At 29.8% G+C, this 23,963-nt stretch carries 22 protein-coding genes; 2 read left to right on the top strand and 20 right to left on the bottom strand.

Annotated features, from left to right (window positions below; genetic code table 11):
* Positions 1-61: 61 nt before the first annotated feature.
* The 14 genes from CLOPA_RS17010 to CLOPA_RS17075 form a co-directional block, all read right to left on the bottom strand.
* Positions 62-1,477, bottom strand: coding sequence for an ABC transporter substrate-binding protein (locus tag CLOPA_RS17010; RefSeq protein ID WP_015616665.1), 1,416 nt, complete (start codon positions 1,475-1,477; stop codon positions 62-64).
* 58 nt (positions 1,478-1,535) lie between these two features.
* Positions 1,536-2,624: an ABC transporter ATP-binding protein gene (locus tag CLOPA_RS17015; RefSeq protein WP_015616666.1), complete on the bottom strand. Its 1,089-nt coding sequence runs from the start codon at positions 2,622-2,624 to the stop codon at positions 1,536-1,538.
* A 189-nt stretch (positions 2,625-2,813) separates the two neighbouring features.
* Entirely contained in the window at positions 2,814-3,866 is a 1,053-nt protein-coding gene (locus CLOPA_RS17020; RefSeq protein WP_015616667.1) for a LacI family DNA-binding transcriptional regulator, read from the bottom strand.
* A 388-nt stretch (positions 3,867-4,254) separates the two neighbouring features.
* Entirely contained in the window at positions 4,255-5,217 is a 963-nt protein-coding gene (locus CLOPA_RS17025) for a transketolase family protein (protein ID WP_015616668.1), read from the bottom strand.
* Positions 5,218-5,302: 85 nt separating this feature from the next.
* Complete coding sequence (locus tag CLOPA_RS17030) at positions 5,303-6,124, bottom strand: transketolase (RefSeq protein WP_015616669.1); 822 nt, start codon at positions 6,122-6,124, stop codon at positions 5,303-5,305.
* Positions 6,125-6,421: 297 nt separating this feature from the next.
* Positions 6,422-6,772: a type II toxin-antitoxin system PemK/MazF family toxin gene (locus tag CLOPA_RS17035; protein WP_172638624.1), complete on the bottom strand. Its 351-nt coding sequence runs from the start codon at positions 6,770-6,772 to the stop codon at positions 6,422-6,424.
* Entirely contained in the window at positions 6,738-7,058 is a 321-nt protein-coding gene (locus CLOPA_RS17040; protein ID WP_015616671.1) for a CopG family ribbon-helix-helix protein, read from the bottom strand. The genes CLOPA_RS17035 and CLOPA_RS17040 overlap by 35 nt, the downstream gene beginning before the upstream one ends.
* A gap of 119 nt (positions 7,059-7,177) precedes the next feature.
* Positions 7,178-8,338 carry an alanine racemase gene (alr, locus tag CLOPA_RS17045; protein ID WP_015616672.1) on the bottom strand — a complete coding sequence of 387 codons (1,161 nt, stop codon included), beginning with the start codon at positions 8,336-8,338 and terminating at the stop codon, positions 7,178-7,180.
* Between the two features lie 34 nt (positions 8,339-8,372).
* Positions 8,373-8,978, bottom strand: a complete 606-nt coding sequence (locus CLOPA_RS17050) for a germination lipoprotein GerS-related protein (protein ID WP_015616673.1) — start codon at positions 8,976-8,978, stop codon at positions 8,373-8,375.
* Positions 8,979-9,277: 299 nt separating this feature from the next.
* Complete coding sequence (locus CLOPA_RS17055; protein ID WP_015616674.1) at positions 9,278-10,777, bottom strand: bifunctional ADP-dependent NAD(P)H-hydrate dehydratase/NAD(P)H-hydrate epimerase; 1,500 nt, start codon at positions 10,775-10,777, stop codon at positions 9,278-9,280.
* Positions 10,778-11,152, bottom strand: a complete 375-nt coding sequence (acpS, locus tag CLOPA_RS17060; protein WP_015616675.1) for a holo-ACP synthase — start codon at positions 11,150-11,152, stop codon at positions 10,778-10,780. It abuts the gene before it with no gap.
* A 580-nt stretch (positions 11,153-11,732) separates the two neighbouring features.
* Positions 11,733-12,086, bottom strand: coding sequence for a DUF6514 family protein (locus tag CLOPA_RS17065; protein ID WP_015616676.1), 354 nt, complete (start codon positions 12,084-12,086; stop codon positions 11,733-11,735).
* A 194-nt stretch (positions 12,087-12,280) separates the two neighbouring features.
* A complete protein-coding gene (locus CLOPA_RS17070; RefSeq protein ID WP_015616677.1) occupies positions 12,281-12,871 on the bottom strand; it encodes a hypothetical protein in 591 nt (196 codons plus the stop codon).
* Between the two features lie 209 nt (positions 12,872-13,080).
* A complete protein-coding gene (locus CLOPA_RS17075) occupies positions 13,081-13,422 on the bottom strand; it encodes a hypothetical protein (RefSeq protein WP_015616678.1) in 342 nt (113 codons plus the stop codon).
* Positions 13,423-13,900: 478 nt separating this feature from the next.
* On the opposite strand from CLOPA_RS17075, the gene CLOPA_RS25675 reads away from it, so the two are divergent.
* Both CLOPA_RS25675 and CLOPA_RS17080 read left to right on the top strand, forming a co-directional pair.
* On the top strand, positions 13,901-14,053 hold the full coding sequence (locus tag CLOPA_RS25675; protein WP_015616679.1) for a hypothetical protein: 153 nt from the start codon (positions 13,901-13,903) through the stop codon (positions 14,051-14,053).
* Positions 14,054-14,653: 600 nt separating this feature from the next.
* A complete protein-coding gene (locus CLOPA_RS17080) occupies positions 14,654-15,712 on the top strand; it encodes a 3D domain-containing protein (RefSeq protein WP_015616680.1) in 1,059 nt (352 codons plus the stop codon).
* A 209-nt stretch (positions 15,713-15,921) separates the two neighbouring features.
* On the opposite strand, the gene CLOPA_RS17085 is transcribed toward CLOPA_RS17080, so the two are convergent.
* The 6 genes from CLOPA_RS17085 to CLOPA_RS17110 form a co-directional block, all read right to left on the bottom strand.
* A complete protein-coding gene (locus CLOPA_RS17085) occupies positions 15,922-17,070 on the bottom strand; it encodes a glycosyltransferase family 4 protein (protein WP_015616681.1) in 1,149 nt (382 codons plus the stop codon).
* Positions 17,067-17,663 carry a zinc dependent phospholipase C family protein gene (locus tag CLOPA_RS17090; RefSeq protein WP_015616682.1) on the bottom strand — a complete coding sequence of 199 codons (597 nt, stop codon included), beginning with the start codon at positions 17,661-17,663 and terminating at the stop codon, positions 17,067-17,069. Before CLOPA_RS17090 ends, CLOPA_RS17085 begins: the two co-directional genes overlap by 4 nt.
* Before the next feature lie 350 nt (positions 17,664-18,013).
* Entirely contained in the window at positions 18,014-21,364 is a 3,351-nt protein-coding gene (locus tag CLOPA_RS17095) for an ABC transporter permease (RefSeq protein ID WP_015616683.1), read from the bottom strand.
* Positions 21,365-21,366: 2 nt separating this feature from the next.
* Entirely contained in the window at positions 21,367-22,071 is a 705-nt protein-coding gene (locus CLOPA_RS17100) for an ABC transporter ATP-binding protein (RefSeq protein ID WP_015616684.1), read from the bottom strand.
* A 279-nt stretch (positions 22,072-22,350) separates the two neighbouring features.
* Positions 22,351-23,031 carry a ribose 5-phosphate isomerase A gene (rpiA, locus tag CLOPA_RS17105; protein WP_015616685.1) on the bottom strand — a complete coding sequence of 227 codons (681 nt, stop codon included), beginning with the start codon at positions 23,029-23,031 and terminating at the stop codon, positions 22,351-22,353.
* A 212-nt stretch (positions 23,032-23,243) separates the two neighbouring features.
* The gene (locus CLOPA_RS17110; protein ID WP_015616686.1) at positions 23,244-23,963 is read right to left on the bottom strand and encodes a type 1 glutamine amidotransferase domain-containing protein; all 720 of its coding nucleotides are present in this window, start codon (positions 23,961-23,963) and stop codon (positions 23,244-23,246) included.

The following is a 23,963-nucleotide window of genomic DNA, read 5'->3' on the forward strand; positions in this document are numbered from 1 at the left end:
CTTTAGAACTTGTATTATAATAAACTACAAGAAGAGTAAAACTCTTCTTGTATAGTTAATATTATTGGATTACTCCAGCTTGCTTTAATTCAGCTCTCATTTGAGCAAGTCCATCTTGTGTGCTTACATCACCTTTTATTATTTTTACTGCATATTTACCAACAATTTCTGTATACTTGCTTGTTTCAGGGTATGAATTTTCAATCTTTGCATATTTAATATAATTCAAAGCATCTTCAAATCCAGGATTCCATCCTATAGGATTTTTAAACTGAGCATCAATAGGTAATGGTGCACCGTGATCTCCAGCATGTTTTACACCTGTATCAGTTAAAACATATTTTCCATCAACTATATTATAATCGCTTCCTTCCATACCAACAGATAATAATTCCCCGCCCTTTTGAGTTGCGAAATACTCAAGAACCTTCATGGCACCTTGTACATTTTCAGCATTAGCCGGTATACCCCATAAGGAAGCCCCACCTCTTGTTAACATATACTTTCCGTCTGCTCCTTTGGTTCCTGGAAGTGGATAAGCCTTGAAATCATTTGGATACTGAGCTCCTGCGTTTTTGTTATAGAGACCAGTCCATGCAGCCCAATCAGTAACTGTGCCCGTTTTTCCTGTTTGAAACTTATTTCTTAATTGCTTAGTTGTATCCGTTAGAGCATCTTTATCCATTAACCCTTCAGAATATAGTTTGTGAAGCCAGTCCCATACCGGTGCTGCTTCATCTGTAGACCAGGGAACTGTTTTATTTCCGCTTTTGTCAGGAACTATTCCACCTTGCAGTCCAACTGTTGAAAACCAAGGCTGCATGTCATACATCTGAGTAATTGCTAGGTTAAATGGATAGAAATCCTTAGCACCTCCATTGCTGTCATTATAGGCTTTCATTTTCTTAAATGCTTCATAGTAACCATCAAGTGTAGGATTTATATTTGCAGCCTCTACACCAGCTTTTTGAGCTATAACTGAATTTACATTTACAACTCTTTCTACTTCTTTCTTGTTGAAGCCAGCATACAATTTTCCGTCAACTTTTATTGCATCCCATTCAGATTGTGGTATAACATTGGTATCTGATAAAGTCTTTGATTTTTTAACATAACTAGTAATATCCGTAAGGGCACCTTGATTTACAAGGGCTGGAAGCTTGTCCTGAGTAAAATACACTAAATCGTATTTTTCGCCTGCTTGAAGCTTTTGCATCATCACATTATCATAATCAGAAGCAGGCTTATCAATTGTTACCTGTAATCCTGTTGCCTTGTTTATTGCTTCAGTGAAAAGCTTCATTTCCTGATCATCTTTACCACCAGGTCCACCTGTAAGAATCCTTACCTCTTTCTTAGCTATCGGTGCATCAGCTGTACTAGCAGCTTGTTTTGTATTATTGCTGCACCCTGTAAAAATTGAGGTAGTCAAAATACTAATTACTGCCACAAAGGTTAATATACTTTTCTTTGACATAATTATTCTTATCCTCCTTGATTTTTAATTATTTATGTAATTTAAAATTACAACAATGTTAAATTCTCTCTCCAGTGTCTCCGTCAAATAGGTTTATATTTTCAAGTATAAAACCTATATCATAGACTCTGTCCTCATTCATTTTGCTCTGTACATTTACTTTTGCAATTAACTCCTGATCTCCAATATTAAAATACAGTAAGTTTTCACTTCCTAAAAATTCTATGATATTTGGCTTTGAAGAATATACAACATTTGCATTGTCATTTATGGTAATATGTTCAGGGCGGATGCCTAATATAATCCTTTTTCCAATATATTCTTTGCATTTATTTAATATTTCCTCAGGCATCAAAACTTTAAGCCCACTTATTTCTACAGTATTTTCATCAATCAATACAGCATTTAACAAATTCATAGGTGGAGTTCCAATAAATCCTGCCACAAAAATATTAGCAGGATAATTATAAAGTGTTTCTGGATCTGCTATTTGTTGTATCTCACCTTTATTCATAACAACAATTTTATCTCCTAGTGTCATGGCTTCTATCTGATCATGAGTTACATATACCATTGTGGCATTTAACTTTTTATGAAGTTCTGCAATTTGCTTTCTGGTCTGAACTCTCAGCTTTGCATCTAAATTTGAAAGAGGTTCATCAAGCAGAAATACTTTAGGCTCTCGTACAAGCGCCCTACCCAAAGCTACCCTCTGTCTTTGCCCTCCTGACAATTGCTTTGGAAATCTATCTAGAAGTTCTGATAATTCCAACATATTTGATGCTGTCTCCACTCTTTTATCAATTTCTTTCTTGGCTACTTTCATATTACCAAGGCCAAAGGATAAGTTTTCTTTTACTTTCATATGAGGATAAAGTGCATAATCCTGAAATACCATTGCTATATCTCTTTCCTTTGGTATCATATCATTTACAACTTGTCCATCAATAATAATATCTCCGCTAGTTGGTTCTTCAAGCCCTGCCAGCATACGGAGCGAAGTGGATTTTCCACACCCAGATGGTCCAACAAAAACCACTAATTCACCTTTTTCAACTTCAATATTTGAGTTATTAACAGCATAGAATTTGCCTTTCTTAGAGTCATCATACACCTTTACCAGATTCCTGAATTCTAAATATGCCATGAATTCTATCTTCCTCTCGATATTTTTTACTAAGGCATGTGAAAATAAATAAGGAGTCAAAGATGCGACGAATATTTTAAATCTTACAAGGAAACAGTTTCCGAAAATAGTGAGCTATTAGAGGGTTCTGTTGACGTAGTAGGATTTAAAATAGGCTAGCATACTGACTAGTTTATTTTTTGAACATGCCTAACCCAATGGGTCATGACGAAAAATGTTTTTTGTTGATTTTCTTAATATTAATTTTGAAGATATTATCAATTTTTTTACTATGGTATCTTTGTTTTTGCATTGTTCAATAAGCAACTTAGCAGCTTCTTCTCCTAAAATCTCTGAATTTAAGTTCGCACAAGTTAATGTTGGTGAAAGCGTACTTTCCGAGCCATCACTAAAGGCTGCAACTGAAATATCTTCTGGAATTGCCAAACCCAATTCGTGTAATGCATTATATACTCCCTGTGCCACCTTGTCACTGTCTGCAATTATAGCCGTAACATCTCGATGTTTTGATATTATTTCCTTTGTAAACAGATAACCGTATTCAATAGATGTCATCTCATCAGGTTTAAAAACTAAGTAATCATTATTTGCATCAAGACCTAAGGTTCTAAAGGCTTCTAAATAACCTTTTGCTCTATCTTGACTTACGGTCCGTGATTCTAATGAATTTAGAAATAAAATGTTTTTATGCTCCAATCCCATTAGATAGTCGGTAAGTTTGGCTGCAATATTTACATTATCATTGTCTACATAAAAAACCTTATCTTCATATTCTTTTTCTGGTCTTCCTATGACAACCATTGGTATATTTTTCTCTAATCTTTCAACAATTCTCTGATCTTTCTTTGCTGGATCAAGCAGTATTTCTCCATCAACAGGATCCGTTGTCTGAAATTGTATATGATTATCATATCGAGGTGACAAATGATTTACTAGAACCCTGTAGCCACTCTCATAGCATACTTTAAGCACACCATTCAAGAGAGATAAATGAAACTGGCTAAATTTCACATTTTCACCCTGCATATTTAATCCAATGATCTTCGTTTCTTTAATAGCTAGACTTCTTGCCAAATAGTTTGGTCTGTAATTTAGCTTTTTAGCAACCTGAAAAACATGTTCTTTAACTTTATTACTGATAGGTCTTTTTCCACTAAAAACACTAGAAACTGTACTTTTAGACACACCAGCTTCTTTTGCTACATCATTTATATTTGTAATAATAATCACCTCTATGGACATATTAAACCGGTTTTGTTAATTACATATAATAATCGCGTTAACTTCCCGTTAATTTAAAATTATATTCATATAAATCCCATATACACTTCTAATTGCTATTTTTATATAGTAAACCGGTTTAACAATATCTTAGTACTTTATATAATTAAGCACTAGTGATAATCTATAATTTTCTAAATATAATTAGGTATCTGAAAATAAATGCAAAAAGAGCTATCCACACCTCAGAAATCACTTTCTATTATGTGGACAGCTCCTTTTAATATATTAGGCAGTCACTTAAAAGTGGAAGCCTAGCATCATATCAATAAAGCTTACTTAATGGGAATTTGTACTCCCATTAAATTTGGATAAATTTATATAGCATCATTGATGAAAAAAATACTTATTACTTAAATAATAACTGATTATTTTTTAAATTTATTCCCTCTTTAACTTGGCCCACTATATCTTCAGCAGTTAAATTATAAGCTTTTAAAAGCTCATCCGGTTTTCCACTTTCCCCAAATACATCTTTAATACCAACTCTAAATACAGGAACAGGATAATTTTCACTGGTAATTTCACAAACTGCTGAACCCAGTCCTCCAATTATACTATGCTCCTCAGCTGTTACAATAACACCTGTTTCCTTTGCAGCAGAAATTATTATATCTGTATCTATAGGTTTTATCGTATGTATGTTAATTACTTTAACACTTATTCCCTCTGTCTTTAAAATATTATAAGCTTCTAAAGCTGCATCTACCATAATACCAGTGGCAATAATTGCAGCATCTGTGCCTTCTCTTAATACAACACCTTTGCCAAGCTCAAATTTATAATCAGGTGTATCATTTATAATATTTACCCCTGCTCTTCCGAGTCTAACATAACAAGGCCCATTGTATTCAGTTATAGCTTTAATAGCCGCCTCCGTTTCAACTGCATCACTAGGACTTATTACTGTCATATTTGGTATGCTTCTCATTAAAGATATGTCTTCTACAGATTGATGTGAAGCCCCATCTTCTCCAACTGTAAGTCCTGCGTGAGTAGCGCATATCTTTACATTTAATTTAGGATAGCAAATAGAATTTCTTATTTGTTCAAAAGCTCTTCCTGCTGCAAATATAGCAAAAGTACTGGCAAAAGCAATTTTACCGCAGGCAGCAAGACCAGCTGCTACTGACATCATATTTCCCTCTGCTATACCCATATTAATGAATCTATCAGAGCACTCTTTTTTAAACTCAGCTGTTTTTGTAGATTTAGATAAATCCGCATCCAATACAACAATTTTTTTATTTTCTAACCCTATATTAGCTAATGCTTTCCCATAGGCCTCTCTAGTAGCTACTTTTTTTGACATTATTTTAACCTCCTATATCTTTTATACTTAGGTGTCCTTGACTTATTATTTCCTTTCAGCTTCCTTAACTGAGTAATTAGTTAAATTATTCAGTTCCAATTTCACTTAAAGCTTTATTACATTGTTCTTGGTTTGGTGCCGTTCCGTGCCAACATGCTTCATTTTCCATAAAACTTACACCTTTCCCCTTTACAGTTTTACAAACAATTACTGTAGGCTTACCCTTAATATTTTTAGCTTCACCAATTGCAGCTATTAAAGCATTAAAATCATGTCCATCTACATCAATTACATTCCAATTAAAGGCTCTAAACTTATTACTTACTGGTTCCGGCGACATTACATCCTCACATTTTCCGTCAATCTGAAGTCCATTATGATCAACAAAGGCAGTTAAATTATCTAGTTTATAATGTGCAGCCGCCATGGAAGCTTCCCAAACTTGTCCTTCTTCTAGTTCACCATCTCCAAGTAATGCATAGACTCTATAATCCTTTTTATCAAGCTTTCCTGCAAGAGCCATTCCTACTGCTGCTGAAATCCCCTGTCCTAAAGATCCTGTAGACATGTCTACTCCAGGTACATAATTCATATTAGGATGACCTTGTAATATAGACCCAAACTTTCTAAGCCCCTTCAGTTCATCTTTATTAAAATAACCTCTTTCAGCCAATGTACTATAGAGAGCTGGTGCTGCATGCCCTTTAGATAGCACAAATCTATCCCTATTCTCATCCTTTGGGTTTTCAGGATTTATATTCATCTCTTTAAAATATAAAGTTGTCATTATTTCTACTGAAGATAAAGAACCTCCTGGATGGCCTGAAGCTGATTCAGTCAACATGGTTATGATATCTTCTCTAATACTTATAGCAGTTTTCTTAAGAAGCCTTAGATCATTTTTCATATTTTTACCTCCGAGTTTATCATTATGTATTAGTATAACACATTTATGTATATATTGTAACACATATATAAGCAAAACAACATATATCAAAAAAATTATTTTATATATGTTGATTAAATACGTAATCTATATACTTAGTCTATACTATTTATTAAATCAAATAAAAAAAGCATTCTATCTTTAGCAATACAATAGCTATCTTTAGAATGATCTTTAATATTATGCAACTAAAAAATAGCATTCCAGAATAAACTAGAGTGCTATTTCAAATTTATAATTTTAAAATGGCTTAAAAAATTAATCACATTTAAGTGATATACTAACCAGCAGCGCCTTATCTACTTTTTCCATATCACTATCTGTCATATGACCTATTTTTTCTTTAAGCCTTTTCTTGTCAAGAGTTCTTATTTGTTCTAACAAAACTACCGAATCCTTATTCAATCCATATTCCTCTGAAGAAATTTCAACGTGAGTTGGAAGTTTTGCCTTATTTATCTGCGAAGTAATTGCAGCTACAATTACTGTAGGACTGTATTTATTACCTATATCATTTTGAATAATGATAACAGGTCTTATTCCACCCTGTTCTGATCCAACTACTGGACTTAAGTCAGCATAGAATATATCTCCTCGTTTCACCACCATCGTCATCAGGCAAATCACTCTCCGAAAGCTTAACTTCATATTCTTTTAATTCTTTTATATCAGAACAAAAGCCCATTTCACAAATTTCTAGGTTTAATTCTGACATTTCCATATATCCCTTTTTCATTTCTTCCATAAAATTAATTTTTTTCTTCTCTTCTATATATAATATTATTGCTTCACGAATAAATTCACTTCTTTTTTTACAATCTTCCTTTAGTGCTTTATCAAATTCACTACAAAGTGCATCTGTGAGGTTTACTACTAATCTCTTTGAGCTTGACATTGGACAATTAATACCTCCTATTTACCAAAACGAAAATATGTATGTACCCATTATAATTTAAAATTTGTCAATATGTCAAAGGATTTACTTTATTTATCTACATTTTTCTTATGTATATGCTACACATAGTTCCTTATTTTTGTAACTTTTCTATTTTTTATGTAGACTCTAGGAACTCTTTTTCCAATCATACAAACCACTTCGTAATTTATAGTATTTATATGTTCAGCTATATCATCTGCATTAAACTTACAATTTTTAGACTCTCCCATAAGGATTACTTCATCTCCAACCTTGGCTGTACTAATATCAGTTATGTCTACCATACATTGATCCATGCAGATTCTACCAACTACAGGAGCAAATTCATCATTTATTATAACTTTTGCCTTTCCAAACATAAGTCTTGTATATCCATCAGCATACCCTACAGGAAGAGTGGCAATAACACTGTCTTTTTCACATCTGAATTTTCTGCCATAACTTATATATTCCCCTTTTTTAAGAGTTTTTATGTGTACTATATTGGTTTTTAAAGTCATTACAGGTTTTAATTCTAACTTTTTCTTATTTACTTCCTCAGAGGGATAATATCCATAGAGTATTATTCCAGGCCTTACTCCATCAAGATGGGTATCCGGTAAATCCATGATAGCAGCACTATTAGCTACATGCCTTACCATTATTGAAACACCTCTATCTTTGAGTTTTTCATAAAACCAATTAAAATTATTATATTGCTTGTACGTATAGTCTTTATTATCTTCATCTGCCGTAGAAAAATGAGAAAATAATCCTTCTATTTCTATATTTGGCAATTCGCCTATTTTATATACGTCTTCTACGCTTTTCTCATCAGGTAAAAATCCAATTCTCCCCATCCCTGTATCCAATGCTATATGTATTTTAACTTTTATGTGTCTCTTTTCAGCCACTTTAGAAAGTTCTAATGCATATTCATAGGAAAATACAGTTTGTTCTATATCGTATTTCAATATATCATCAGCTAAACTCAAAGGTGTATATCCCAAAATCATAATTGGGCAGTCAATTCCAGCTCTTCTAAGTTCTACAGCTTCACTTATAACTGCTACAGCTAACCTAGTAGCACCATTTTCTAAAAGTACAGGTGCTACATCAATGGCTCCATGTCCATAGGCATCGGCCTTTACTACGCCAAAGATTTCGGTGCTTTTAGCAAGTTTTTTTATACCCTTCATATTAAATTCCAAATTATCAAGATTAATTTCTGCCCAAACAGGTCTTAAATGTTTAAACAAAGTGCATCACCTTTCCAAATATATCCTCTAGTTTTTATTGATTAAACTCAAAAAGAGTTTTATCTACATTACAGTTAGGTATAAAATTTTTATACGTTATTATAAATTTTTCTTTTCCATTTTTATCGTATATAATTAACTTTTCAGGAAGCTTCTTATCCACCTCAATATATAGAACACCATAGCCTATATTCCTATTGCTATCAGGCATATCAGTATTCACTAATTCATATTGATCATTATCTATAGTTTCAAAAGAAGTTTTTATACTTTCATTTGTATATAGCAGATCAATAAAATTTCCTAAAAAACTTAGTTTATATACATCATCAAAACTCATATCAGTTGTATATTTTTGTCCATTTTGTAAATCAGTAACATAAATTTTATCTTCCCTGTATATAAGCACTCTTTCCTTATTTAGCTCTAATCTATATCCTAACCCTAAAGAATATATTTGTCTACCACTGTAATTCAACTTTTGTTTATCATTTTTAACTTCAATATTCATATCTGCACTATAGCTTTTTAAATTTTTTAAATATACTAAAGTATCTTTCTCTCCCTTATTTTTAGACCCACATCCAGTTACAGATATAATAAAAACAAAGAATGTACATATTAATAATATCTTTTTCATAATTCCTCCAAATGAGTCATCTTCAAAGAAATATACAGCTAATATGTATTATATTTCACTTGCTATTTCTTTTCATATGCTAATTATTCAACTTTAGGCATATTTAAATAAATAACTAGTCAGTATGCTAGCCTATTTTGAATCCTACTGCGTCAGCAGAGCCCTCAGATAGCCCACTATCCTGGTCACCTTCCTTGTATGATTCAAAATATTCGTCGCATCTTTGACTTACTATTTATTTTCACATGCCTTATTATTAATACTATTCAATCCTTGTCCCAAGAATTCATATTTAATTATTAATTTTGTAATTCTTTTATTATGTATGGAATTTTATTTAGTATGTCAGTAGCACTTACATTAAACATTTCTCTTGACAACATTTCTCCACAGTATCCATGTAAAAATGCACCTGTCATAGCAGCAATAATAGGCTTTTGCCCCTGAGCTATAAATGAAGTTATTATTCCTGTCAAACAATCTCCCATCCCCCCAGATGCCATGGAGCTATTACCTGTGGGATTTACTATAGCTATATTTCCATCAGTAATAATAGTATTATACCCCTTTAAGAGCACAATAACTTTATAAGTTATTGCAAAATCTTTTACAACTTTCATTTTATTTTGCTCTATGTATTCTATAGAAAAACCAGTAAGTCTAGCCATTTCTCCTAAATGTGGAGTCAATACTACAGGTACTTTTACATTATTCAATATACCTAAATTATTACTTAATACATTTATTCCATCAGCATCTATAACCACCGGGCAATTGCTGGCTTTTAATACATAATTTACAATTTTAAATGTATTTTCATTATTACCCATTCCAGGTCCTATGGCAATACAATTACTATTTAACAAAAGCTTATCTATACCATCATTATCCTTAGAGGATATAGTCATTGCCTCTGCAAGCTTATTTTTTAAAATTTGAAGTATATCTTCATCACAGCATAGTGTTATAAGTCCCGCTCCACTTCTTACCGCTCCTTCTGTACATATGTAAGCTGCACCAGTATATTTTTTTGAACCCGCAAAAATTAAAACTCTTCCATAATTGCCTTTATGAGCATATTTATTTCGAGGTTTAACATTTTCTTTAAACATATATCTTTCTGTAATAAATCCACCTTCATGATATTTATCTATTACAAATTGTGGTATACCTATTTTTTCAACTATGATTTCACCTGTATATTTTTCTGAGTCATAATTCAAAAATCCACTCTTATAAAATTCAAAGGTTACAGTTTTATTACTTATAATACAATTACCCATTTTATTGCCATTATTACTATTTAGTCCCGAAGGAACATCTATAGCTAATGTGAAATTTGTATTTTCATTTATAACAGATATAACCAAGGTATGGATTCCCTGTACATCTCTACTTATACCAGTGCCAAGAAGTGCATCTATAGTAATATCTGAACGGGCCACAGCTAAATTCAATGCCTCAATATATTCTAAACTTATAATATTAATAATATTGATCTTCATATTCTTTAAAATTAAATAATTAACTTTACAGGAGTCACTCATTTTATCTATGTTACCAACAAAAAATACTTGTACCGCTTTACCAAGAGAGATTAAATGTCTTGCTACTGCTAGTCCATCTCCTCCATTGTTTCCAGAACCACAAACTACAGTAAAGGACATATTATTTTTTAAATCTATATTATTTATAATCTTTAAAGCGGCATTTTCCATTAAGATAAGTTCTGAAATACCTAATTCGTTTATACAATAGCTGTCAATTTTTCTCATGACATCACTTGATGCAAACTTCAATTAAATCACCTCTAAAACAGCATATGCTATTGCATTTTCTTTGCTATGAGATATACTTAAATGTATTTTATACTTTCCAAATTTATTTGCTATTTGCTTTGCCTTACCTTTTAATACTACTAATGGTTTCCCCTTAACATTTCTGTCTATTTCTATATCACGAATACTAAACTGCATAAAGCCAGTTCCAAGAGCCTTTGCTATAGCTTCTTTGGCCGCAAATCTTCCTGCTGCATATTCTGGTCTAAAATTTCTACTTCTTAAATATTCAATTTCATTTTCAGTATATACCTTTTCTAAAAATAATGAATTTTTGTCTATAGCTTCTTTTATCCGCTGTATCTCTACTATATCTACGCCTACTCCTAATATCATTTAGCATCCTCCCATTTAAGACATCTTAAAAAATAGCTAATTAGGTTGTTATGTTAGTCCATTTTATATCATACATCATCAGCAACAAATTTTTTCACAAAATCTGTCTTCAGATGTCACATAAATAATATGTCACAGCTTCAACATATTATTTACCTTTATATGCCTATATTATATTACTGCTTGTACAAATGTTATTCTATTTCAAATTTGATTATCAATTGATCTACTTAGTGGGAGTTTGCATTCCCACTAAATTTAGATGAATTATCCAGGAACGTGTGGCTGCTATCTCCACCTTTTAGAAAAGCAGAGAACCAAAATCTTAGATTTTGTGTGAATCGCTTTCGCTGTGTGCAAGCAGGCAAAACAAAATTTTATTTTGTATTTGTTCGCTTTCACAGAGTGCAAGTAGAGAACCAAAATTTTGATTTTGTGTGAATCACTTTCACAGAGTGCGGTGAAGTGTTACAGCTACTAGTTATCGGATAAATTTATTATAATATATATGACAAGCTATGATAAAGCTATTATTTGTAAAAATATAATTAATAAAAAAACGAAAGAGAGGTTTCCCTCTCTATCCAATAGAAATTGATTTAAGTGCATCATCAAAATCAACAATATATTCATCAACATAATCTCCAATAATTTCAATTGCATTTATTGGAGATACATCGTTATTATATAATAATTTCACTAATTCTTGTACTTTATATCTTTGCGGACTTATGTTATATACACCGTCTCTTTCTAAATTAACAGTTTTTCCATTTACAATATCCATTCTTTCAATTTCAATTCCATAGGATTGTACATCACTATTTACACCATAATCATAAAGAATTATATTAGATTTTGTTATTCTATACTCATATTTATATTCAGTGTCCCCATTTAACGTTGATTTACTAAAAGTATCCACTATCTCCATTATAATATTCCCCCCAGTACTTGTTAAAATTATACTAACACTGATAACTAGAGAAAAGTGTCAATTTGTGCTATGGGGTAATAATTATTTATCCTTTTAAAATGACAGTATTATTATAAATATTTCTTTAAAACAATATAATATATATTTATATCTTATTAATCTTATACTTTTAATAAGATTAATGTCGATTTCTATATATTTTCATCATATATTTTTTTAAAATATCCCAATAAAATCCTATCTTCAATTCCTATATAACTGCATATGTCTTCTAATATCAATATGCTAATAATGATTATAGAAATGTCTTTTCCCATATAATTACCAAAGCCATATCCACTTTTATATTCATCTAAAATTCTTCCATTATATTTTATATCCATATATATTTCATTTAAAACTGTATAAATTATTTTATAGGAAACAACTATAAAATCTTGCTTTATTTTATCTTTGCCATTTATTATATCCCATACTATTTTGTTAAGCTTTGCACCTTTATAGTACTGTTCCATTTGAATATTATAGTAATTTCCTATGTATTTGCCTACAATTTTTGAATCAATAATTGCAACTTCACCTTTTGTATTAAACATTATAGAAAATTCCAAATCTTTTTCATCTTGCTTTTTAATATCATTTAATAGCTCTTTCATCTTATTATTAAAGTAAGTGGTATATCTTGCATCAAAAATAACATATTCTAACTCCCTGGAAGCAGCTAAAGAAATAAAATCGTAAAAATTTTTAAAAAGTTTCCCCATGTAATCTTTATTATTCATAATTATGCAGCACATCCTCTCTTAATTTCAACTACATCCACTGTTTTAAATAATATTATATACTTCCCTTTAAAAATTTTTTTACTCAAATAAATACAAGACTTCATTTAAATTTGTAATTTTTATAGGTAAATAAAAACACTATCAAATTTATATATAACAATTTGATAGTGATGATTTTTTAATTATTAATTGTACATTTAATAATTTTAATCTTCATTTATTCTCTTTAGATTTTTCTGCTCCATTACTATAGTGTTAAATTCAATATATCCCTTCCAACGCCATCCAAGTTTAATTAATTTTTTCTCATGTCTTAGTGCTACCCTTCTCATATCTATACCTTCTTGAGATAATTTATTAAGCATTCCAAGGCACATCTGCATAGTATCAAATAATTCTTCTGCAATATATCCCTTATTCATTCCACCTTTTATTGCATTATCCAATTCTTTTTGTTCAATCTCTAACTTTTTAGATAATTCCTCTAGAGTATATTTATCATTATCCACATCTAAAGAACTATTTTTACTTAATATGGGAAATTTCATTATATAACCCCCTTATATTATTAAAGGTATAATATTCTAAATTCTGTATATTGTGTCTATTATTAAAATAACCCTTTTTTCATATTTTATACTTATTTTATTCCACCAAATAGAAATGTTGCTAGTTATAGGAATTTTAAAATTTAAATTGTATTCTTATTTTTCTAATAATAATCTATTCTTTAGTATTCATCTATCAAATTTTATATTAATTTTGTTAAAATATTTTTACTCACTATTGTTTAAAAAAATATATATTGTCAAGAATTATGGATGAGCTAACTTTTATCATAATATTACCACCATAAAATCAACCTAAAATTTTAAAATAAAAATAGGATATCTAAATTAGGTATCCTATTTTTATTTTAAAAACATCATTTTACATATATTTCTTTGAATTAAAATTTTTATTTAAAGCAAACTATAATTATTAATAATTTTTACTGATTGTAAAAAATAAAAGGAGGCTTTATCCATGGTAAGGAAAGAAAAAACAGCTACTAATAATCAGTGGGCATCAATTCCTGAAGAGTCACCAGAAAAAATAAATTCTTCTCATAAACAAGAAAAAACAGCTACTGACAATCAATGGACATCAACTATAAAAAATCATGTTAATGAAAAATAATATGGTAAATTAAAACAGAGACATGTATAAAAATATCTCCCGTGAAAGCTTATAAATAAATCTGATAATAAAAACACTATGAATTCATAGTGTTTTTATTATCTATACTATTTCTTCTATTTCTACGTCAATTTCTTCCTCTGATTTAGTTGATATGTCAATTATTTTGTTCTACTATTCAAGTTTGAAAATATAGACTCTTAATACTACTCCAGTTAAAATATTGACATATATAATGCTAATTGATATAATTAAATTTAAGAAAACGTTTACTCACTAAATATAATGTCGTATGTTAAAGAAAAATTTTAATTTTACAAAAAAAATTAATTTTATTTTCTAAATAATTTTTAATTTTTCTATTACAAAAACTACTTATACTTTTTTTATGTAAAACTAGCTATGATGGGAACTTCGCAAAACTAAAAATCAATTTATAAACAAAATATTTTCTGCCAAAAAAAAATATTTACAATGATGCTTTAATTTCATTTACATTTTTTTACATTATTTTTATACCATCTTGTGTTATAATATAAAACAGTAACAATTTCTAAACACAAAAATAGGTTGATAACCAGTCTAAGGAGGAACAGGATATTGAATAAAAAAGCGGTGTCTATCGTTATGATGTTAGTATTAACTATCACCATAAGCAGTAATGCATTTGCTGCACCGACCACTGATGAATCAGCTGAACTAAAACAAACTCAAGATAATAAGAAACAAATACAGGGAAAAGTTAATACTTTAAATAAACAAATCGATGATATTATAAAAAGTGTCGATAAAAACAAAAGTGATATGAATAAAATTGATGAGAATATCAAAAGTACAGAAGCTAAATTGAAAGATCTAGAGGAGCACTCAAAAGAGCAGGATGACTTATTTAAAAAGAGGCTGAGAGCGCTATATATAAGTGGTGGCGGCAGTAACTATTTGGACGTAATTCTAGGTTCTAAAACTTTGAGTGATTTCATATCATCTGTAGATTCAATCTCTACAATAATGAAATACGATAATAATCTTGCTTCTCAGCTACAGGAACAGAAGGATACCATAACAAAGCAAAAAGATGCTTTGAATTATGAAAACAACAGATTATCAGCTTTAAAATCAAGTAATGAAGCTACTCTAGCTAATCTAAGTAATGATATAAAACAACAAAATCAATTGCTTGCTCAAGCCACTTCAAAAGAAAATACTTTAATAGCACAACAAAAAGCAGAAGAAGCTGCTGCACAAGCCGCAGAAAAGGCAAGAGAATTAGCAGCACAGCAAGCTGCAAACGCATCTAAACAAATAGCTAGCAACAATCCTAATAGTACAAGTTCCCCTATTGCAATAAATCGTGGTGGTTCCTCTCCAATAGGATTCTCAAAAGTACTAGATATGGAAGCTACTGCTTATTCAGATGATGGTTTTACTGCAAGTGGTTATAGAACAAGCAGAAATCCAAATGGCTACAGTACTATAGCCGTAGATCCTAGAGTAATACCTTTAGGTTCTAAAGTATACGTAGAAGGTTATGGATATGCTATTGCCTGTGATACCGGTGGTGCTATTCAGGGAAATATAATAGACTTATTTCTACCTTCAAATGATGAGGCAAATAATTGGGGCAGAAGATCTGTAAAAGTTTATATTGTTGGAAATTAACAAAATTTCCTTACTTCTATTGAAGAAAAAAGCACATAGATTTCTTTTATACTATCTATGTGCTTTCTTATTATGTTTTTATAGCATTATTATTCTTAGGTGTAAAAATTCTCTTATATAAAAACTTTCAGATATATGTTATATTTATATTCCTAATGTATCCACTGCCTATGCTATGACCATTATACTAATGCTTTCTTTAAAACATATCAAGCACTAATAACACTATTGTTCTTTTTGCTAATTAAAACGTCATTATAATTATCCATAAGCCCATGAAAAACTTTATTCCATGATCTATTTAATCCAGTGTTCCTGCCATTTATCTTTAATGTATTCCTTAAATCTTTATTTTGAATTAATTCTGCCATAGAGTTAATTAGTTCGTTAACATTCCTTGCCTTAAACTTAAGACCATTAACTCCATGTTTAATAATCTCTTTAACTCCACCAGCATCAGCACCTATAACTGGAATACCAGAAGCCATAGCTTCAAGTACTACATTCCCAAAGGTTTCTGTAGAGGAAGGAAAAACAAAAACATCACTAGATGCATAAATTTGTGCCAATTCTTTTCCCTTCTTAAAGCCAGTAAATATGGTACCTTTAGGAAAATCATTCTTACACTTTTCTAAGTATGGACCTTCTCCAGTTATAATGAGAGCTATCTTATCTCTATATTTCTCAAAAATTTCTTTATAAGCATCAATTAAAATATCTAAATCCTTCTCAGGTGAAACTCTTCCTACATATAAAAACACTAATTTATCATTGATACCAAGCTGATTCCTTAACTCTTCACTTCTTAGCTTTGGATTGAAGCTTTTAGAATCTATACCTCTTGAAAAAATACCTGTATTTGATATTCCTTCCTTTTTAAGAGACCTTCTTATTTCCTCTGATGGACATAAAGTTAAATCATTTTGATTGTGAAACCATCTCATATAATTCCATATATAATTATTTAAAAAATCTAAATTATAATAATTTAAGTACTGTGAAAAATTGGTTGTATAATTAGAAATAGTTGGTATTCCATGTTTTTTTCCATACCTCAATCCTGCTCTCCCTATGTTAAACTCAGTCATAATTTGTATTATATCTGGTTTAAAACTAGACAATGAGGTATTTAATCTAAATGCATTTGGAAAAGCTATTCTACATTCTGGATAGAGAAAAAATTTTATGCTAAAGAATCTTTGTATATTATAATTTTCGTTCTTCCTTATATCATTATCTGGTGCGAATATTAAATATTCAATATTATTTGCTTCATAATATTCCATAAGATTATTTAAGGTATTAGTAACTCCATTTATCTGAGGCAAAAAAGTATCTGTAAAAACAGCTATCTTCATATTATCCCTCCTATATTTTTTGATAGTTTATAGGTTTCTATATTTTCAAATTCATTAATATTAAAATAAATTATTGATTCTGTTACCATAGTGATGGTTGATAGCGCATAAATTATATCCGTCAAAAAACACCTCTTTTTTTGAAAATACTTTTCCTGCATATTAAAAATAATTGATACTACATTTCTTTGAGGTATACTTCTGCTATCAATTATTTTTAGTTTACCTTTTATAAGAAGAATTCTTAGATTAACATGAAGAGCTATTTCATAGACTATATGTTTAAAAATATTTTTTTTATTATATTCTTCAGTATGATATATACAAAAATAGTCTGCTGTATAATGGCATATCATCCCTAGAATCATTGAGAACTGCTTAATATCTAATTTATTATTAGATAATTCATTAAAATATTCAGACACAATACCTATACTATCCTTTAAAGTATGGGAACTTTTAAAGGTATCAGGAGAAATGTCAGGCTTAATATTTCCATACATAAAAATATTTTTGTTTAATTTAAAATTTAGTTCTTTTAAACAATGTTTATATACAATTTTAGAAAATAATATATGTGTATTTATTATCACCTTTAATCCCTCTTTCTTTATACTCCTAATATAATAATATTTATATAGGTGCCTTTTGACTACATATTTATGTTAAGTTTTTGATAAAAATTTAAAAAAATAGTTAACAATCAAATTAATGTGTATATTTGTATTTATTTTTACTAAATAAAAGTAATATTTTATAAATTTATACAACGCAAATAAGGCCCTCTCAAAAGGAATAAATATTAAGTAAATTTGAGAATGGCTTATTTAATTATTAAAAATCATCTTCTAATACTTATTTTTAATATCAGAATAGTTAAAAGCTGCCTTCTATGCACAGCTTCTTATATATCTATAAATACTATTAATTGAAAAACAAAATTTTATTCTGCATTTTTAAGTGACTCTATCATATCTATTCTGTCAAATCTTCTATACATCACTAAATTCACTACAAAGGAAAACAATATTGTAAGCATAGCAGAATACAAAAGGTAAATTGGATTAATTGTCTTTAAAAACATCATTACATTTGTTTCTGCAGTACTTATTATAAGCCTATTAATGAGAATTCCATATATTATTCCTACTAAACTACCTATAATGGTTAATATTATATTTTCCCTGTATATGTAAAATGCCAATTCATTATTGTAAAATCCTAAGACCTTTATGGTAGCTAGTTCTCTTTTTCTTTCATTAATATTTATATTTGTAAGATTATATATTACCACAAAAGCTAAAATTCCTGCTGATACTATAAGCACCAATACTACTGAATTTATACTATTTATACCTTTATTAAAATTCACTTGAAGATTATTTTTAAAGCTTACGGATCCTATGCCGTCTATATCAGTTAATATTTTTGATGTATTATTTTGTGCACTGTTTGAAGTATCCTTTAGGAGTCCATAAAAACTATTAAATTGTATATCTTCTCCAGCGATTTTTTTATAGTAATCAGAACTTATATAAATATAATGCTGAACATACTGCTCCGTTATAGCCGATATTTTAGCATTTATCACTTTACTATTTATGGTAATTTGAAAGCTATCCCCTATTTTTTTATTTATAAGTTTAGAAAGCTTTTCAGTAATTATTACACCATTATCTTCAAGTTTTAAACTATTGTTTTTCATAGTAAGATTTATATATTTATTAAGATTACCTTTGTTTTCAGGTACTATTATATAAACATCTTCACTACCAGATTTTTTATTTACAGAAGCATTTTTTGAATAAGTAAATAGTATAGACTTCATATTATTATCTTTAATAATCTTATTCTTTATATTATTTTTTTCTCCACTATCTATACTTTTAATAAAACTAGCCTGCATATTATATTTATATATCTCACTAAACTGCTTATTCATAGCACCTGTTATGCCTTCTTTAAGTCCAAAACCCGTTATCATCAAGCCTGTGCAAGCAGCTATTCCTATTACTGTCATAAAAAATCTCTGTTTATATCTAAATATATTTCTTGCAGTAACTTTTCTTGTAAAACTAAGTCTTTTCCATAAAAAAGTTATTTTCTCTAATAATATAACTTTACCTGATTTTGGAGGCTTTGGTCTCATTAATGAAGCTGGTACCTCTCTTAGTTCACTTAAGGTTGCTGCTATAGCTGCTAAGCTTGTAAATAATACAGCTATTAAGGATGACTCTACTGCAAGTTTTGTGTTAAATGGTATTAATGCATAAGGAATTGTGTAAAGAGAACTATAAGCATTCATTATAAGTGGTGGAAATAATCTGAAACCAAAGGATATTCCTATTACACTGCCTATGACACTAGCTAAAAGTGAATATATTAAATAATGGGAAACTATAGCAAGTCTAGAATATCCCAGGGCCTTAAATGTTCCAATCTCAATTCTATTTTCTTGAACCATTCTGGCCATAGTTGTAAGACTAACCAAAGCAGCTACTAAGAAAAATATTAGTGGAAATGCCTTTCCTATATTATCAATTCTATGACTATCCTGCCTGTAATTTTCATAGCCTACATTAAGAGTCCTTCCAAGCACGTACCATTCTGGCTTTTTTATATTCTTAATTTTATCTCTATTACGCTGAAGCTGGGCTTCTCCAGAGTTAATCTGTGAATTTGTTTTTGACTCCTCACTATTTAACCTTTGAGTATTTTCATCAATAATTTTTTGCCCCTCTACAAGCTGTGCATTTGCGTCATTGAGCTTTATAATTCCCTCTTTTTTTTCTTTATTGAGCTCTCTCTCTGAATCAGCTATCTTTTTTTTATTTTCCTCAATCTCCGCTCTTCCTGCTGCAAGCCTTGCCTCTCCATCCTGTAGCAGCTTATTCTTAGCAGTTATTTGCTTCCTACCTGAACTTATATCCAAATAGGCTTTATCAAAAGTAATCTTTAAACTCTTTATATCAAAATATTCATTAAGCTGTTTTACGGCTCCATCATTATTTAAAGCATCATACATATTGTCAAAGTCTTTTCCCTTTATGTCTTTCTCATAAATTTCATTTAAAGAATTATATTGCGCTATATATACTGGATTAATTGGTAAAGAATCCATATACTTTTTTGCTTCTGCCACTTTTACTTCCATTCCTTCTGATATGCTAGCAGCAGCTTGCTGTTTACCTGCATTTAACTTATTTTCAGCTTCAGTAAGCTGATTTTTGGCCTTAGCAAGTTGTAGCCTGCCATTTTGTATATCTACTGTATTTGAATTTATCTCATTCTCTGCAGCTTCAATTTGACTTTTGCCCTGAGATATTTGTTTTTCACCATAGGATATTTTTTTATCAAAACTAATTTGATTTTCTTGAAACTCTGATTTTCCCTGTTCTAATTTGACTTTTGCGTCATCTAGCTGTCTATGTCCCTCTGCAATTTTATCTTCTGCTTCTCGCCTTGAATTTCCTAGTTTATCTTCCGCTGCTTGTATTTTATCATTAGCGTCCCTTAAAACCTGAGCATATCTTATTTCATTCCTTTTAATCCCTATACCCTCAAGCTCTTTTTCTATTCCGGATGTTACATTTTTATATTTATCATTACTTAAAAGACTAGCTTTAGATTCCTCACTATTACATCTCACATACATCTCTGTATAGACATCACTTTTAAAATCCTCAGGAATTATGTATACAAACCCGTTTACATCCCCATCTCCTACAGAACTCAGCTGCCTCTGAGCAGAAATATACAGTGGTGACTCTGCTGTACCTACAATTTGAAATTCATTATTCTTAAGCTTATCTTTTATATCACTATCATTATCAGATTGAAGTACTATTTTATCACCTATTTTAGATTTATATTTCTCAAGAAATTTTTCTTCAACTACAGCTTCTCTATCATTTTTAGCTGTTCTCCCCTTAAGAATATTTATTTTATTCATACTATCTTCTTTGGGTAATGAATTAACATTAAGTACTATTGAACGGTTATCCTTTTCAACTACTCCATCCATAGAATAAGAACCATCTGCCTTTGTTACACCATTTAACTTTTCAATTTCCGCTATATCATCTTTAGTAATGCCAAGGGTAGAAATGACTTTAAAATCCATAAGATTATTTTTATAAAAATAATAATCTCCTGACTTTTTCATATCCGGACTAGTAGCTCTTACCCCTGCATAAAAAGATACACCAACAGTTATGATTATTACTATTGATAAAAACCTTGAAAAAGTCTTTTTTATATCTCTAAATAAATTTTTTAAAACCGTCTTTTTCATAATTACCACTCTATGCTTTCTATGGATACTGGATTTGGATTTTTTTCTATATTTTCAACCTTACCACTTTTCACAGTTATTACTTTATCTGCTATTGGTGCTATAGCCGAATTATGAGTTATAACTATTACAGTCATATTATATTTTTGTGATGTATCAACTAATAATTTCAGTATAGCCTTACCTGTATTATAATCCAAAGCTCCTGTAGGCTCATCACATAGTAACAGTTTTGGATTTTTAGCCAATGCTCTAGCTATGGATACTCTTTGCTGCTCTCCTCCTGAAAGCTGTGAAGGAAAATTATGTAATCTATCTTTCAGACCAACATTTCTAAGTACCTGTACCGCTTCCATTGGATTTTTACATATTTCTGCTGCTAACTCTACATTTTCTACTGCATTTAAATTTTGCACTAAATTATAAAACTGAAACACAAAGCCTATATCTTCTCTTCTATATTTTGTTAACATTTTTTTATTATATTTACTTATTTCATTTCCATCTACATAAATACTTCCTTCGGTGATATGATCCATGCCTCCTAGTAGATTGAGTATAGTAGATTTTCCTGCTCCACTAGCACCAAGCACTATTACAAATTCTCCCTTATTTATAGAGAAGGAAACATCGTCCACAGCCTTAATAACTACTTCTCCCATGTTATAACTTTTCTTCACATTTTTTAGTTCTATGAAGCTTCTCATATTACATTTCTCCCCACTCTTATGATGTATTCATCAATAATAAAATTCCTCAACATTTACCTTATTATACTAGTCAATTTTAAAATGTAATTGATATCGTTCCCAATTATATGCAAGCTAACATAGGAAATTTAAAAGGGACTATCCTAAATTTAATAAAATGTATAATTTTAATTGCAACCTATATACATAAAAAAGCACTAATTATAAAAAAATTTGAGCTTAATGAAAGTCACTTCTCTCATTAAGCTCAAATTAGTTATCTCAGTATAAGTCTAATCAATTTTTAGAAATTACTCTAGTACCTTCTTCATCAGTAATTAAAACCTTAGTAACTACTTTAGTAAATAAGGAAATATCAATAACTCCAGTAATATCATTTAAGTCCTGTTCAAGTTTTTCAATATTTTTTACATCCTTAAAAGCTACATCAATCAGGAAATTTCCACTTTCAGTTATCGTTCCTCCATCCTTAGCACTGCTGGTTCTAAGTGTTGGTATTCCACCTAATTCTTTAACCTTTCTTTCAACATATTTCAAAGAATCTGGTATGGCTTCCAATACTACTGGATGTTTAAAGGTTAATGTTTTTGAAAATTTAGCTTTATCTACAAGTAGTATATAATTTTCAGACATACTTGCAATTAATTTTTCCCTAGTATGAATTCCACCACCACTTTTTAATGCATTTAAATTTTCATCCACTTCATCACAACCATCAAAGGCCACTGATACTTTATCCACAGAAAAAGTATGCAAAACTTCTAATCCATTTTCTATACAAAGCAATTTCGTTTTAAAGGAAGGCGTAACCACCTTAACTTTTAAAGCTTTGTTTTCCTTTATATAGCCTATTAGATGAGATATAGTACTACCTCCACCAAGACCTATTACTGTATCTGTTTTTATATATTTTAGAGCTTCTTTTGCACATTCTTTTTTTAAATCGTCACCATTCAACTGTTTTTCCTCCTTAATCTAAAAATTCTATTTATATTCTATAATTCATAATAGTATAATATTATTTTTTCGTCAACACTTTTTATATGAAATTAAATTTCATATTCTATGATTTTTTTATATAAATTTATTTTTTAATTTATGTATATACTAAAAAACATTACTAAAAGCTATTGTAATTTACAACAATAATTTTTTAATAATGTCTTTAATTAACTTTCTGTTAATCTTTTTACTATGACCTTACAAATAAAATGTACATCAACGGGCCAACGTGCTGAGATAATTTGGTTATCTTCAACGCAAAAAGGATTAGTCAAGGATTTTCCCCTTATAAAATCCTTCTTATTTTTTAATACCCTAATTATTTCATCTTCTACATATTCAGGATATGTACGATAGTAGGTTCCAAGTTTCCAGAAGGTAGCGTAATATGCACCTCTCTCTAATATTTTTGGCAAAGCACTGATTTTATGGCCATATAAAATACTTTTGCCTGTTTTTGGATCAATTGTTCTTGCAAGTATAATAGGTCCATGACAAATAGCTCCTATTAATTTCTTTTGTTTATAAAAACTCAATACTTTTTCTCTTAATATTTCACTTTCTAAATACTGACGCATTTCCTTTGCATGTCCACCCGGTAAATAAATGCAGTCATAATCATTAACAGTAATATCTGAATATTGAATAGGTTTAAGAAATTCAGAGGCCTCATTAAGTTGTTCATAGGCGCTTATTGCTTCTGGTTTTGCTCCTAATTTACCAAAAATAACACCACTTAAAAGTAGCGGATCAGCTTTTCCTATTTTACCTGTCTCCGTACTAAAAGTAACTTGAAATCCATTTTCATAAAAATCCCTCCATGCTACAGCTACTTCTGTAGGACAGAAACCTTCATCTGGTATGGGAATCAAAATTTTTTTATTCAT

The organism is Clostridium pasteurianum BC1, assembly GCF_000389635.1.
GTDB lineage: Bacteria > Bacillota > Clostridia > Clostridiales > Clostridiaceae > Clostridium_I > Clostridium_I pasteurianum_A.

Bases quoted from the DNA above. Each gene is read 5' to 3' on its own strand.
- CLOPA_RS17075 (WP_015616678.1), bottom strand. From the start codon at position 13,422: ATGAAATTTCCCATATTAAGTAAAAATAGTTCTTTAGATGTGGATAAT.
- CLOPA_RS17015 (WP_015616666.1), bottom strand. From the start codon at position 2,624: ATGGCATATTTAGAATTCAGGAATCTGGTAAAGGTGTATGATGACTCT.
- CLOPA_RS17100 (WP_015616684.1), bottom strand. From the start codon at position 22,071: ATGAGAAGCTTCATAGAACTAAAAAATGTGAAGAAAAGTTATAACATG.
- CLOPA_RS17065 (WP_015616676.1), bottom strand. From the start codon at position 12,086: ATGGAGATAGTGGATACTTTTAGTAAATCAACGTTAAATGGGGACACT.
- CLOPA_RS17110 (WP_015616686.1), bottom strand. From the start codon at position 23,963: ATGAATAAAAAAATTTTGATTCCCATACCAGATGAAGGTTTCTGTCCT.
- acpS (WP_015616675.1), bottom strand. From the start codon at position 11,152: ATGATATTAGGAGTAGGCGTAGATATAGTAGAGATACAGCGGATAAAA.
- CLOPA_RS17040 (WP_015616671.1), bottom strand. From the start codon at position 7,058: ATGTCAAGCTCAAAGAGATTAGTAGTAAACCTCACAGATGCACTTTGT.
- CLOPA_RS17010 (WP_015616665.1), bottom strand. From the start codon at position 1,477: ATGTCAAAGAAAAGTATATTAACCTTTGTGGCAGTAATTAGTATTTTG.
- CLOPA_RS17050 (WP_015616673.1), bottom strand. From the start codon at position 8,978: ATGAAAAAGATATTATTAATATGTACATTCTTTGTTTTTATTATATCT.
- CLOPA_RS17035 (WP_172638624.1), bottom strand. From the start codon at position 6,772: ATGGTGGTGAAACGAGGAGATATATTCTATGCTGACTTAAGTCCAGTA.
- CLOPA_RS17025 (WP_015616668.1), bottom strand. From the start codon at position 5,217: ATGTCAAAAAAAGTAGCTACTAGAGAGGCCTATGGGAAAGCATTAGCT.
- CLOPA_RS17095 (WP_015616683.1), bottom strand. From the start codon at position 21,364: ATGAAAAAGACGGTTTTAAAAAATTTATTTAGAGATATAAAAAAGACT.
- CLOPA_RS17030 (WP_015616669.1), bottom strand. From the start codon at position 6,124: ATGAAAAATGATCTAAGGCTTCTTAAGAAAACTGCTATAAGTATTAGA.
- CLOPA_RS25675 (WP_015616679.1), top strand. From the start codon at position 13,901: ATGGTAAGGAAAGAAAAAACAGCTACTAATAATCAGTGGGCATCAATT.
- CLOPA_RS17070 (WP_015616677.1), bottom strand. From the start codon at position 12,871: ATGAATAATAAAGATTACATGGGGAAACTTTTTAAAAATTTTTACGAT.
- CLOPA_RS17085 (WP_015616681.1), bottom strand. From the start codon at position 17,070: ATGAAGATAGCTGTTTTTACAGATACTTTTTTGCCTCAGATAAATGGA.
- CLOPA_RS17020 (WP_015616667.1), bottom strand. From the start codon at position 3,866: ATGTCCATAGAGGTGATTATTATTACAAATATAAATGATGTAGCAAAA.